The organism is Mycobacterium sp. E2238, from assembly GCF_001672665.1.
GTDB lineage: Bacteria > Actinomycetota > Actinomycetes > Mycobacteriales > Mycobacteriaceae > Mycobacterium.
Genome location: NZ_LZKF01000056.1, coordinates 1 through 13762, shown reverse-complemented (window position 1 = coordinate 13762; position 13762 = coordinate 1). Strand labels below are relative to the sequence as shown.

The following is a 13762-nucleotide window of genomic DNA, read 5'->3' as shown; positions in this document are numbered from 1 at the left end:
GCGCGGCAGGGCCGTTATGCCCCGAAGATCAGCAAATCGTCAGCGGTTACCAGGCGCTCGTGTTTAGCGGGGAACTCGCGGCTCTTGACGGGGTGACGAAACCAGGACCAGGCGATTCGCCCCATCCTTGATCGGGGTACGGGATTGATGTGCACAGTGATCACTCCTGCGATCGTTCCGTTCAGCCGGGGCCCCAATCCGATGCCCGTGTGACCGAGCCCACAACAGGCTATTAGACACCACGGTCTGGCAAACGGGAGGCGACTCGCCGACAGTTGGTGCTTCTGTTTCTGGTGTGACTGCTGTGACTACTGGAGCGGCACGGCGGTCGGCTTGACCGGCGCCGGCAGCGCGGTCGCACCCATCAGGTAGCGGTCGACGGCCGCGGCGGCGGCCCGGCCTTCCGCAATCGCCCAGACGATCAGCGACTGGCCGCGGCCCATGTCCCCGGCGACGAACACACCGGGGACCGAGGTGTCGAAGTCGGCACCGCGCGCGACGTTGCCGCGGTCGGTGAGCTTGACTTCGAGGTCGGTGAGCAGGCCCTCCTTTTCCGGCCCGACGAATCCCATGGCCAGCAGCACCAGGTCGACGTCGAGCTCGAAGTCGGAGCCGTCCACCTTGACGAACTTGCCGTCCTGCATGGTGACCTCATGCGCTTTCAGCGCCGTCACCCGGCCGTCTTCGCCGATGAACTTCTCGGTGTTCACCGAGAACACCCGCTCGCCGCCCTCTTCGTGCGCCGATGACACCCGGTACATGAGCGGGTAGGTCGGCCACGGAGTCGATTCGGCGCGTGTGTCCGGCGGTCGCGGCATGATCTCGAACTGGTGCACGACGGTCGCGCCCTGCCGGTGCGCGGTACCCAGGCAGTCCGCCCCGGTGTCACCACCGCCGATGATGACGACCTTCTTGCCCTTCGCGGTGATGGGGGGTTCCCCGTCGGGCCCGAGGACGTCGTCGCCCTCCTGCACCCGGTTGCCCCACGGCAGGTACTCCATCGCCTGGTGGATCCCGTCCAGGTCCCGACCGGGAATGGGCAGGTCCCGCCCCGCGGTGGCGCCGCCGGCCAGAACCACCGCGTCGAAGTCGGCGCGCAGCTGTTCGGCGGTGATGTCGACCCCGACGTTGACGCCGGCGCGGAATTCGGTTCCTTCGGAACGCATTTGGTTCAGGCGCCGGTCGAGAACGCGCTTCTCCATCTTGAATTCCGGAATGCCGTAGCGCAGCAGCCCGCCGATCCGATCCGCCCGCTCGAAAACGGTGACCGTGTGGCCGGCCCGGGTCAGCTGCTGAGCCGCCGCCAAACCGGCCGGGCCCGAACCCACCACGGCGACCTTTTTCCCGGTCAGCTTGTCCGGGGGCAGCGGCACCACGAAGCCTTCCTCGAAGGCGTGGTCGATGATCTCGAGCTCGATCTGCTTGATGGTCACCGGATCCTGGTTGATGCCAAGCACACACGCCGGTTCACACGGCGCCGGACACAGCCGCCCGGTGAAGTCCGGGAAGTTGTTGGTGGCGTGCAGCCGCTCGATCGCGTCGCGCCAGCGACCCCTGCGCACCAGGTCGTTCCATTCCGGGATCAGGTTGCCCAACGGACACCCGTTGTGGCAGAACGGGATACCGCAATCCATGCAGCGGGTCGCCTGCTCACGCAGGGTTCCTTCGTCGAAGTCCTCGTAGACCTCGTGCCAGTCCTTCAACCGCAGCGGGACAGGCCGGCGCTTCGGCAGTTCGCGGTGCGTGTACTTCAGGAAGCCGCTCGGATCAGCCATGTGCGGCCGCCATGATCGCCTTGTCCACATCGACGCCGTCGCGCTCGGCTTCGGCGATCGCTTGCAGCACCTTCTTGTAGTCGCGTGGCATCACCTTGACGAAGTGGCGTTGTTGCCCGCGCCAGTCCGCCAGGATCCGCTGGCCGACCGCGGAATCGGTCGCGTCCACGTGGGCCTGGATGATGCCGTGCAGGAATTCGGCATCGTCTTCGTCCAACGTCTCCACGTCGACCATCTCGATGTTGAGATTGTCCGGAAGTTCCTCGTTCGGGTCGTACACGTAAGCCACACCGCCTGACATTCCCGCCGCGAAGTTGCGGCCAGTCCGGCCAAGGATCACAACCCGGCCACCCGTCATGTATTCGCATCCGTGGTCACCCACGCCCTCGACGACGGCGTGGGCGCCGGAGTTGCGGACCGCGAACCGCTCGCCGACCACCCCGCGCAGGAAGGCCTCGCCGCTGGTCGCGCCGAACAGGATCACGTTGCCGCCGATGATGTTGTCCTCGGCCACGTAGTCCTGCGGGGCGTTGTCCGATGGGCGCACCACGATCCGGCCGCCGGACAATCCCTTGCCGACGTAGTCGTTGGCGTCGCCGTAGACCCGCAAGGTTATTCCCTTGGGCACGAAGGCACCGAAGCTGTTGCCCGCGGATCCGTCGAACGTGATGTCGATAGTGCCATCCGGAAGCCCTTGGCCGCCATACGCTTTCGTCACCTCGTGGCCGAGCATGGTGCCCACCGTGCGGTTGACGTTGCTGATGGTGGTGGAGAAGCGCACCGGCTTGCCGGAATCGAGCGCCTCCCGGCTCATCACGATCAACTGCTGATCGAGCGCCTTGTCCAGGCCGTGGTCCTGCCGGGAGCTGCAGTACAGGTCCTGGTTCATGAACGCCGACTCCGGCTCGTGCAGCACCGGCGCGAGGTCGAGCTTGTGCGCCTTCCAGTGCGCGCGGGCCAGCGTGGTGTCCAGCGCGCCGACCTGGCCGACGGCCTCATTGAGGGTGCGGAAACCCAACTGCGCCATGTATTCCCGGACCTCTTCGGCAATGAACATGAAGAAGTTCTCGATGAACTCGGGCTTACCGGTGAACCGCTCCCGCAGCACCGGGTTCTGGGTGGCCACGCCGACCGGGCAGGTGTCCAGGTGGCACACCCGCATCATGATGCAGCCGGCCACCACCAGCGGCGCGGTGGCGAAGCCGAATTCCTCGGCGCCGAGCAGCGCGGCGATCATCACGTCGCGGCCCGTCTTGAGCTGCCCGTCCACCTGCACGACGATCCGGTCACGTAACCCGTTGAGCAACAGGGTCTGCTGCGTCTCGGCCAGGCCCAGTTCCCACGGCGCCCCGGCGTGCTTCATCGACGTCAGCGGGGTGGCGCCGGTGCCACCGTCGTGGCCGGAGATCAACACCACGTCGGCGTGCGCCTTGGAAACGCCGGCCGCAACCGTGCCCACCCCGTTCTCGGAGACCAGCTTGACGTGCACCCGCGCGGACGGGTTGGCGTTTTTCAGGTCGTGGATCAGCTGCGCGAGATCCTCGATGGAGTAGATGTCGTGGTGCGGCGGCGGGGAGATGAGCCCGACGCCCGGTGTGGAGTGGCGCACCTCGGCGACCCACGGGTACACCTTGTGTCCCGGAAGCTGGCCCCCCTCACCGGGTTTCGCGCCCTGCGCCATCTTGATCTGGATGTCGGTGCAGTTCGTCAGGTAGTGCGACGTGACGCCGAAACGCGCCGAAGCGACCTGTTTGATGGCGCTGCGGCGCCAATCCCCATTGGGGTCGCGGTCGAAGCGCTTGACGTTCTCGCCGCCTTCCCCGCTGTTGGAGCGCCCGCCCAGGCGGTTCATCGCGATGGCGAGCGTCTCGTGCGCCTCGGCCGAGATCGAGCCGTAGCTCATCGCCCCGGTGGAGAATCGCTTGACGATCTCGCTGGCGGGTTCGACCTCTTCCAGCGGAACCGGGGGACGCACACCGCCGCGGAACTTCAGCAGGCCGCGCAGCGACGCCATCCGCTCGCTCTGGTCGTCGACCAGGCGGGTGTAGTCCTTGAAGATCTTGTACTGCCCGGTGCGAGTCGAGTGCTGCAGCTTGAATACGGTCTCCGGGTTGAACAGGTGGTACTCACCTTCCCGGCGCCACTGGTACTCGCCGCCCACCTCGAGTTCGCGGTGCGCGCGCTCGTCGCGGCGGTCCAGGTAGGCCAGCCGGTGGCGAGCCGCGACGTCGGCGGCGATGTCCTCCAGCGTGATCCCGCCGATCGGGCAGCTCAACCCGGTGAAGTACTCGTCGAGCACGTCCTCTGAGACGCCGACCGCCTGGAACAGCTGCGCGCCGGTGTAGGAGGCCAGCGTCGAAATGCCCATCTTGGACATCACTTTGAGCACGCCCTTGCCGGCAGCCTTGACGTAGTTGTTCAGCGCCTTCTCGCGCTCTTGCCGATCCGAGAAGCCGTCGATCGCACCGCGGTCGAGCATGTCCTCGATCGACTCGAACACCAGATAGGGGTTGATCGCCGCCGCCCCACACCCGATCAGCATCGCCATGTGGTGCACCTCGCGGGCGTCACCGGTCTCCACGACCAGACCCACGTGGGTGCGCGTCCGGTCGCGCACCAGATGATGGTGCACTCCGGAAACGGCGAGCAGCGACGGGATGGGCGCCATCTGCTCGTCGGACTCGCGGTCCGACAAGATGATGACCCGCGCACCGTCCTCGATCGCGGCAGACGCCTGTGCGCGTACGTCATCGAGCGCCGCCGCCAATCCGGCGCCCCCCTCGGCGACCGGGTACAGGCAACGAATCACCTTGGACCGCATGCCATGCGGGCGCCCGTTGACCTCGTCGTCGGGATTGAGGTTGACGAGCTTGGCCAGCTCGTGGTTGCGCAGAATCGGCTGCTGCAATGCGATCTGGTGGCAGGACTGCTCGGTCGGCGTGAGCAGGTCGCGCTCGCCGCCGGTGGTGCCCTGCAAGCTGGTGACCACCTCTTCGCGGATCGCGTCCAGCGGCGGGTTGGTCACCTGCGCGAACAGCTGCTGGAAGTAGTCGTAGAGCATCCGGGGCCGCTGCGAGAGCACCGCGACCGGGGTGTCGGTGCCCATCGAGCCGATCGGCTCGGCGCCCGTGCGCACCATGGGCGACACCAACAGGTTGAGCTCTTCATAGGTGTAGCCGAATGTCAGCTGCCGCTTGACGAGTCGATCATGGGGCATCCGCACGTAGTCGCCCTGCGGCAGCTTGTCGAGGGGAACCAGGTTGCGGTCCAGCCATTCCTGGTACGGGTGCTCGGCGGCGAGTTCGGCCTTGATCTCCTCGTCGGAGACGATGCGCCCTTGTGTGGTGTCCACCAAGAACATCCGGCCCGGCTGCAACCGCATCCGGCGGACCACCTTGGCGGGGTCCAGGTCCAGGACACCGGCCTCGGAAGCCATCACCACCAAGCCGTCTTCGGTGACCCAGATCCGGGAGGGGCGCAAGCCGTTTCGGTCCAGTACGGCGCCCACGATGGTGCCGTCGGTGAACGTGATCGACGCGGGGCCGTCCCAGGGCTCCATCAAGGACGCGTGGAATTCGTAGAACGCCCGCCGCGCCGGGTCCATGGACTCGTTGCGTTCCCACGCTTCGGGAATCATCATCAGCACCGCGTGGGCCAGGCTGCGGCCACCCAGGTGCAGCAGTTCGAGCGCCTCGTCGAAACGCGCGGTGTCCGAGGCGCCCGGGGTACAGATCGGGAACAGCTTCTCCACATCGGCTTCCGTGCCGAAGACATCGGTCTTGATCAACGCCTCGCGGGCACGCATCCAGTTCTCATTGCCGGTGACGGTGTTGATCTCGCCGTTGTGGGCCACCCGACGGAACGGATGGGCCAGCGGCCACGACGGGAAGGTGTTGGTGGAGAAGCGCGAATGCACGATGCCCAGCGCGCTGGTCATCCGATCGTCTTGCAGGTCAAGGTAGAACGCCTTGAGCTGCGGCGTGGTCAGCATGCCCTTGTAGACCATCGTCTGACCGGAAAGGCTTGGGAAATAGACGGTTTCGCGGCCGGGCCCGTCCTGCCCGGGACCCTTGGTGCCGAGTTCGTGCTCGGCGCGCTTGCGGACCAGATAGCAGCGGCGCTCCAGCGTCATGTCCGATGCACCGGCCATGAACACCTGCCGGAATGTGGGCATCGCGTCGCGGGACAGCGCGCCCAGTGACGAGTCGTCGATGGGCACGTTCCGCCAGCCGAGCACCGTCAGGCCCTCGGCTTCGGCGATCTTCTCCACCGCGTCGCAGGCGGCCGCGGCGTCCTTGGACGACTGCGGCAGGAACGCGATACCGGTGGCATAACTGCCCGCCGGGGGCAACTCGAAATCCACGACCTCGCGCAGGAAGGCGTCCGGGACCTGGATCAGGATGCCGGCACCGTCACCGCTGCGCGGCTCGGCGCCCTGCGCACCGCGGTGTTCGAGGTTGAGCAGCGCGGTGATGGCCTTGTCGACAATGTCGCGGCTACGACGGCCGTGCATATCGACGACCATGGCTACCCCGCACGAGTCGTGCTCGAACGCGGGGTTGTATAACCCGACGCGCTTGGGCGTCATATGCACCTGACCCTTCACCTGAACGTTGAGCTGCCGTTAACAGCTGCTCCGACGGAGTCGCACCCGGAGGTTGCGGGCTTAAGACCCCTCGGTCTTGTCTCGATAGGCTGTCCCCCAGGTGGAGATGATCCTGTTAGGGATGCGTCCGTGCAGCGCTGAACGGTGGCCTGGAAACCGGTCTCGACAAGTCGTAAAACGATATGACAATACCCGCCTGACATGCCAACTTCGTCAAGTCTAACCGCCAGCTGGCAGCACCGTAAATTTCTCGGCGGCCGTAGGGCGACACCCTGGCGGACGTGCACTTTTGGCGCTGGAGTTTTCGTCACGGCCGCGCCACATCCGGCGGTCCGATGTGCCGGATCCACCGCGGATCAATGTTTGCTGACGCCGCCCGCGTGCTTGCCCACAGCCTCGGAATCGGCGCGCATGATCGTGCTCAGCGGGCGGCACATGCCGTCGCGGGCGCGCGAAACCGAGCGCTGCTAAGTTTGCACGGTAGCGATGGGCGGCACGGAGGAGATACTGGACGGGCACTGGTCCGCATCCGGCGCCGACGGTTTGCCGTGGCGCTTATCACTAGCCCAGGACGCACCCACCAGCGCCGACCGATCGCCTGGCATCCGAGGAGCCCATGAACGAGCCCGACGAATTCCTGCGGGACCGTCTGCAGCCGCCGCCCGCTACGCCGGCGACGCGCCCGCCCGGGCCCGAGCCCAGGAGTGTGCCGCCGCCGCCTCCGGTCGGCCAGCGCCTCGCACCGCGGCCACCATCGGCGCCTCCAGCGCGGCCACCGGCGCCTCCGCAGCGTCCGCCCGCGTCACCTCCACAGCCCGCCGCCCCGCCTGTTTTCCCGCGACCGCCCGCGATGTCGGCTCCCCAGGAGGCCCCCGCACCCGCCACTGCGGCGCCGCCGACCGCGGCCGCTCCGGCGCGGTCCACCACGGCCGTCGACGCAACACCCGACCGCGGTTGGCGACGCGTGGTCCGGCTGATCACTTTCGGCCTCGTCAGGCTCGGTCCGTCACCCGCGCAGCTACAGGACGCCCAATTCGAGGCGGCGATCCGGGCCCGCTTGGTCGGCAACTACAAGGTCGGCGTCCTGGGCAAGGGCGGGGTCGGAAAAACGTCGGTGGCCGCCAGTGTCGGTTCGCTGTTCGCCGAACTCCGGCGGCAGGATCACGTTGTCGCGATCGACGCCGACACCGCCTTCGGCCGACTCAGCAGCCGAATCGACCCGGGGTCGTCCGGATCGTTCTGGGAACTCACGGCCGACAAGAACCTGCAGTCTTTCACCGATGTCGTCGCCCGGGTGGGGCGCAACTCCGCCGGCCTGCACGTGCTCGGCGGTGAACCGGCGTCCGGCCCGCGCCGGGTGCTCGATCCCGCGATCTACCGGGAGGCCGCGTTACGCCTCGACCGCCATTTCGCGATCTCGGTGATCGACTGTGGTTCAACGATGGACGCGCCGGTCACCCAGGAGGTGCTGCGCGATCTGGACGCGCTGATCGTGGTCTCCTCGCCGTGGGCGGACGGGGCGAACGCTGCCGCCAGGACCCTGGAGTGGCTGGCCGATCAGGGCTTCGACACACTGCTGCAGAAGAGCGTCGTCGTGCTCAACGATTCGGACGGCCACGCCGACAAACGCACCCGGGCGTTGCTGGCCCGCGAATTCATCGACCACGGCCGGCCGGTGATCGAGGTGCCCTTCGACCCCCACCTGCGGCCCGGCGGTGTGATCGATGTGAGCCGCGAAATGGCGTCGGCGACGCGGCGGAAATTCCTGGAGGTCACGGCGACGATCGCGGGCTATTTCGCGGCGCGGCACGACGACCGGCCGGGCTAACCCCGTTCGGCCGCCGGTCCCATCCGCGCGGCCGGGTCGGCGATGGCCTCGATCTTGGCCACGCGGGACCCGCTGATCGTCAGCACGATGACGGCGAAGAGCCGGCGATCGGTGAACGCCAACAGCACCGGTTGCCCGACGGGGCCGCTGACCAACGTCACGTCCGGCCATAGGTAGCGCAGCAGGTTGGTGGCCACCGCATCCGGCCCGTGGTTGATCTGCGGCGGTGGCGGCGGATCGGCGAGGATCGTGCCCACGCCCCACACCGTCGGGTCCAGCACGGCGGCCAACGCGGCGACGTCGCCGTTGGCGCATGCGGTGATGAACTTCTCGGTGACGAGCTGGTGTTCGGCCGAGGCCACCTCATTGGTCTTGGGTTGCGCAGCAACGAATTTCGCCCGCGCCCTGCGCGCCAGCTGGCGGCAGGTGCCCACCGGGCGGCCCACGGTTTCGGAGATCGATTCGAACGGGACGCCGAACACGTCGTGCAGCACGAAGGCGACCCGTTCCCCGGGACTGAGCCTGCGCAGCACTTCCAGCAAGGCGGCGCGGATCTCGTCGTCGAGGGTGACCCGGTCGGCCGGGTCGGCGCGGTGCGGCGTCGGCCGCTCCTGGACCTCGCCCGGTCGTTCGTAGCGGGCGCGCGCCGAGCGCACCTGGTCGAGGCAGAGCCGGCTCGCCACCACCGTCAGCCAGCCTCGGACGTCCTCGATCTCGTCGACGTCCGCCCGAGAGAGCCGCAGAAACGCCTCCTGCGCAACGTCTTCCGCCTCGCCGACGTCGCCGAGCATTTGGTAGGCGAGGTTGACCAGATACGGGCGGTGACGACGCCAGGCCTCGGCGACCTGGTCGCCCGCTGACTGCGACTGGTTCATGACTCTTCGACGATCCGCTGCGGTGAAAAGTTACAGGTTTCCCGGTGTAACTTTCGCACCCTTCGCCCCGTCCTTGGAACACCGCAAAAAATTACGAGAAAGGGGCCTTCCCATGACCATTGTGGTAACCGGGGCGACCGGCAACGTCGGACGCCCTCTCGTCGCCGCCCTCGCCGCCGCGGGCGCGCCGGTGCGCGCGGTGACCCGCACGCCGGAGACGGCCGGGTTTCCGCCCGGCGTCGAACCGGTCGGGTCGGCGGCCGGGGCGCTGCCCGGCGCGTCGGCGGTGTTCCTCAATTCCCGGGCGCTGGGAGAGGACCTGCAGAAGGTGGTGACCGAGTGCGTGCGCGCCGGGGTGAAGAAGCTGGTGGCGCTCTCGGCGATCAACGCCGACGACGACTTCGCCCGGCAGCCGTCCCGCTTCCGCGGGGACCGCAACAAGGAGGTCGAGCAGCTCGCCGTCGACTCCGGCCTGACCTGGGTGAGCCTGCGGCCGACCGTGTTCGCGACGAACTTCGCCGGCATGTGGTCCCCGCAAATCCGTTCGGGCGATGTGGTTTTCGGGCCGTACGCCGCGGCCTCGACGGCACCGATCGTCGAGACCGACATCGCGGCGGTGGCGGCGCGGGCGTTGCTCACCGATGAGCTTGTCGGGCAGCGGATCCCGCTGACCGGTCCGCGAGCCTTCACCAACTCAGAGCTGGTCGAGGTCATCGGCGCAGTCCTGGGTCGGCCGCTGCAGTACCGCGAGATACCGAATGCCGCGGTGCGCGAACGCTTCCTCGCGTTGGGCTTCACCCCCGAGTTCGCGGACGCCTACATCGCCATGCTGGCCGCGACGCTCGATGCACCCGCGCTCGTCACCCACGACGTGGAGAGGATCCTCGGCCGGCCGGCGTCGCCCTTCAGCCAATGGGTCGCCGGGCACCGCGACGTCTTCGCCCGGGCGAGTTAGCAAAGGAACCGCGAATGTCCGAACCGCGTCCGCCGCGCTTCCTCAAGCCGATGAACAGGGTGATGATGGCGGTCCAACGCCTCGGGATTCCCACCGGACCCGCCATGGTGCTGACGGTCCCCGGCCGCAAGTCGGGTCGGCCTCGCAGCACTCCGATGACGCCATTCGAGTTTCAGGGTGGCCTCTACGTCGTGGCGGGCTATCCGGGTGCCGACTGGGCGGCCAACGCCCGGGCGGCCGGCACCGGCACGCTCAGCCGGGGACGACGGTCCCGGCAGGTCCGGATCGTCGAACTCTCCGTCGGGGAGGCGCGGCCTGTGCTCCGGGCGTTTCCGGCCCGGGTGCCCGTCGGCGTGGCGTTCGCGAAACGATCGGGGATGGTGCGTGATGGGACGGCCGACGAATTCGAAGCGTTGGCGGGGCGGCTGGCCGTCTTCCGCTTCGAGCCGGCCTGACACCCGACGAGGCTTGGCGGCCGGGGCCTACCAGACGATGGCCGCCATGTCGCGATTGTCCGAGCACACGCTGCGCACCGCGGCCTCGATGTCGGGGGCGGTGATGATCTGCAGATCCTCGACCGTCACCGTTTGGCCCGCGCGCTTTTGCGCGACCACGCGGGTGTCCCGAAATCCCTCGGCACGTTCGATGACGTTGCGGGCGAACCGGCCGTTCTGCATGGCGTCGATGCCGTGCCGCCCGCCCGGCGTCGTGTAATTGCGGATGGTCGTCGCCGCGTCCAGGAATGCCTCCCGCGCGGCGTCGTCGAGCTTGCTGGCGCGCGGCGCCGCATAACGGTGACCGATCTCGACGATCTCGGCCGGTGAATACGACTCGAAGCGCAGCTTGCGATTGAACCTGCCGGCCAAACCCGGGTTCACGGTGAGGAATTCGTCCACCTGATCCTCATAACCGGCACCGATGAAACAGAAGTCGAAGCGGTGTGTTTCCAGCGCCACCAGGAGCTGGTTGACGGCCTCCATGCCGATCATGTCGGGTGTGCCGTCCTGATGCCGCTCGATCAGGGTATAGAACTCGTCCATGAAAATGATTTGGCCGAGCGACTTTTCGATCAGCGCGTTGGTCTTGGGCCCCGACTCCCCGATGTAGTGGCCGCAGAAGTCCGACCGCCGGACCTCCCGGATTTCGGGGTTGCGGACGATGCCCATGCCGGCGTAGATCTTGCCGAGCGCTTCGGCGGTGGTCGTCTTGCCGGTACCGGGCGGACCAACTAGCAGCATGTGGTTGGTCTGTCCCTCCACCGGCAGGCCATGCTCGAGGCGCATCATCCGCACTTCGAGCTGATCCTCGAGCGCCGACACGGCCTGCTTGACCGCGGCCAGCCCGACCTGCTTGGCCAGCAATGCCCGGCCCTCGGCGAGCAACTCGGCGCGCCGTTCCGAGGTGGCGTCGTCGTCCAGCTCGTCACGGCTCTTGGCGGTCGACACATCCCACCGATCGGTCCGGCTGGCGATGGTTTCCTCGTCGGTCACGACCAGGTGCAGGTTCGGGTCGGCCAAAGCCGCCTTCGCGGCCTCGGTCAGAACGCCGTTGATGGTGGCCTTCGACAGCCAGACCTGGGCCTTGTCTTCCTCGCGCAGCTGGCGGTGCACCATCCCGCGCACATACGCCAAATCGGCGACCAGCAGCGGGATATCGGCCGGCCCGATCGATGCGGTCAGCACGTCGGCGTCGAAGCGGCCCGACGCATTGGTCTGCCCGATCACGTCGACGCGGTCGAGCCAGTCAAGCGCGACCCGGCCCTGCCCGAGATGTGCCGCGGCGTGGGCCGCCAGCGCGCAGATCGACGCCGTCACGGCCGACATGATGATCGCCTGCGGCGGAAGTTCCTCGGCGGCGGCCAACAACACGTCCGGCCAGCGCTGCGTCGTGTACATCAAGAACGCGCGGGCCAGCTGGTGCCACTGATAGTTGGTCCAAGAATCGAGCAGGTCGCGATTGGACAGCAGCCTGTCGGCCTCGGCGTATTCGCCGGCGATGGTCAGCGCCGACGACAGCGCCAACCCCACTTGGGATGCGTCGGTCACCGTGATTCCGATGTAGGGCCCCAGCTGGATCTCCGCGGCGAGCGTCCGTCCGATGCGGGTCGTTTCGCGGTGCAGCCATTCGCTGGTGGCATAGAGCCGCTTCAGCGAGGCGAGGTCGTTGTCACCGCAGGCGATGCGGCCCAGCCACGCGTCGGCCATCGACGAATCGGCGTCGGTGGCCGCGACGAACTCCGGCAGCGCCGCCGCCCGGCCCTGCCTGCTCATCACCGCCATGGCCCGATCGAAATGCCTACGGGCAGTTTGTAAATCACCCATTGCGTGTGCCCTTTGGATCCTTGACGTTCTACGTGACCGACATGGTGACCGGGTCGAGACTCACGTAGCGGTGCTCGGCGCGGAACATGTCCATCTCGACCAGCCAATCCTTCCCCGCCGCGCTGACCCGCACCATCGCCGGGCCGACCTGTTCGATGATCACCTCGAAGTTGTGCCGGTGTCCCTCGGGCAGCCGCGTGCCCGACGGGGCGATGGTGATCACGGTCGCGGGTCGCGGGGTGGGTGAGATCGGGGCAACGTGCTCCACGACGCTGACGGTGGTGCGCGGCGCGGGCCGCGCCGTGCTGACGACGCCGATCTCCGGCATCCGCACGCTGGCCCAGCGCGTCATGTCGCGGGTATGCACGCACACCCGCTCGCCGGCACCGGCGGTGCGGATCACGATCCGCTTGGCGACCGGATCGTCGGCGGCCACGAAAACCCTTGACAGCTCGCCGGCATCGGTGACGGGGATCAGCAGGCGGTCCCCGTTGCTCAGTTTCCCGATCAGCACGCCCGAAGGGCCGATCTCGGTGAGCAGTTGCTCGGGCAGCGGGCTGGGCCGCAACGCCCGCAGAAAGGGGCGCGGGCCGCACATGTTGGCCGCGGCGGCCGCGGCCTGTTCCCCGTTTAGCCGGCGCAGGATCACACTCGGCGGGGTGGGAGCCGGCGTGGGCGTGCGCACGGTGATGGTCGCGGTGCAGGTCGCATCCGGATACACGGTCACGTTCTGGATGACCTCGTCGGCGCGCAGCGTCCACGCCTGCGACAGCACGCGCGAGGCGATCGCGTCGGGCGGATACGCGTAGGTCGTCATCCAGCCGGCCTCACCGCGGATGGCCTTCCATCTCTGCGTCTCCCCCTCGATGGCGTCGCACCCCAGCCGCCGATCGAGCTCGGCCAGATCGGTGGCGTTGGCCACCTTCGCCCGCAGCCCCTGGCAGCGCAGCAGGCCCGCGATGCGCTGCGCCGCCGAAATGGCCGCGGCGCCAACCGTGGTGCGCCAGCGGAGCGCTTGGGTGTTGTCGATGATGGACAGCCGCATGATCAGCCAGGTCTCGCGCCGGCCCGCATACGGCGGCGTGCCGATCTCCGAGTCATACACCCGCGGGTAATCGCCGATGTTGCCGTGCCGGGAACCGAGTGAGACGACGCTGATCGAGTCGAGCCGCAGCCCCAGCGCCTGGTGCATCATCGGCACCAATTCGACGACATCGATGACGTTGTCGGTTTCGACGGTCACCGAACCCGTCACCAAGGTCGCTTGGTGTGCCCGGCCGAGCAGCTGCACGGCCACCACCGCAACACCGTCTTGCACCCGGACCCCGCCGCCGGATCGGTTGTTGGCCACGGTGATTGGGGCGTCCCAGCGGATCGGGCGCCGCCCCCGCCGCCACAACAC

8 protein-coding genes are annotated in these 13762 nt (G+C 67.8%); 3 read left to right on the top strand and 5 right to left on the bottom strand.

Annotated elements, in window-relative coordinates; genetic code table 11:
* Window positions 1–308: 308 nt before the first annotated feature.
* Together A5711_RS04430 and gltB are read right to left on the bottom strand one after the other, a co-directional pair.
* Complete coding sequence (locus A5711_RS04430) at window positions 309–1775, bottom strand: glutamate synthase subunit beta (protein WP_067944401.1); 1467 nt, start codon at window positions 1773–1775, stop codon at window positions 309–311.
* A complete protein-coding gene (gene gltB / locus A5711_RS04425; RefSeq protein WP_067944399.1) occupies window positions 1768–6363 on the bottom strand; it encodes a glutamate synthase large subunit in 4596 nt (1531 codons plus the stop codon). The genes A5711_RS04430 and gltB overlap by 8 nt, the downstream gene beginning before the upstream one ends.
* A 634-nt stretch (window positions 6364–6997) precedes the next feature.
* On the opposite strand from gltB, the gene A5711_RS04420 reads away from it, so the two are divergent.
* Window positions 6998–8209, top strand: coding sequence for a MinD/ParA family protein (locus tag A5711_RS04420; protein WP_067944398.1), 1212 nt, complete (start codon window positions 6998–7000; stop codon window positions 8207–8209).
* Here A5711_RS04420 and sigI read toward each other — a convergent pair.
* Entirely contained in the window at window positions 8206–9084 is an 879-nt protein-coding gene (sigI, locus tag A5711_RS04415) for an RNA polymerase sigma factor SigI (protein ID WP_067944396.1), read from the bottom strand. The two genes, A5711_RS04420 and sigI, sit on opposite strands and share 4 nt — an antisense overlap.
* A gap of 112 nt (window positions 9085–9196) precedes the next feature.
* Between sigI and A5711_RS04410 the strand changes: the two genes are divergently transcribed.
* Both A5711_RS04410 and A5711_RS04405 read left to right on the top strand, forming a co-directional pair.
* Window positions 9197–10039: an NAD(P)H-binding protein gene (locus A5711_RS04410; protein WP_067944393.1), complete on the top strand. Its 843-nt coding sequence runs from the start codon at window positions 9197–9199 to the stop codon at window positions 10037–10039.
* Between the two features lie 14 nt (window positions 10040–10053).
* Window positions 10054–10494, top strand: coding sequence for a nitroreductase family deazaflavin-dependent oxidoreductase (locus A5711_RS04405; RefSeq protein WP_067944391.1), 441 nt, complete (start codon window positions 10054–10056; stop codon window positions 10492–10494).
* 27 nt (window positions 10495–10521) lie between these two features.
* Here the strand turns inward: A5711_RS04405 and eccA are convergent, their stop codons facing one another.
* Window positions 10522–12360: a type VII secretion AAA-ATPase EccA gene (gene eccA / locus A5711_RS04400; RefSeq protein ID WP_067944389.1), complete on the bottom strand. Its 1839-nt coding sequence runs from the start codon at window positions 12358–12360 to the stop codon at window positions 10522–10524.
* 28 nt (window positions 12361–12388) lie between these two features.
* Window positions 12389–13762, bottom strand: a 1374-nt coding sequence (gene eccE, locus A5711_RS04395; RefSeq protein WP_067944386.1) for a type VII secretion protein EccE, incomplete at its 5' end; no start/stop codon positions are given.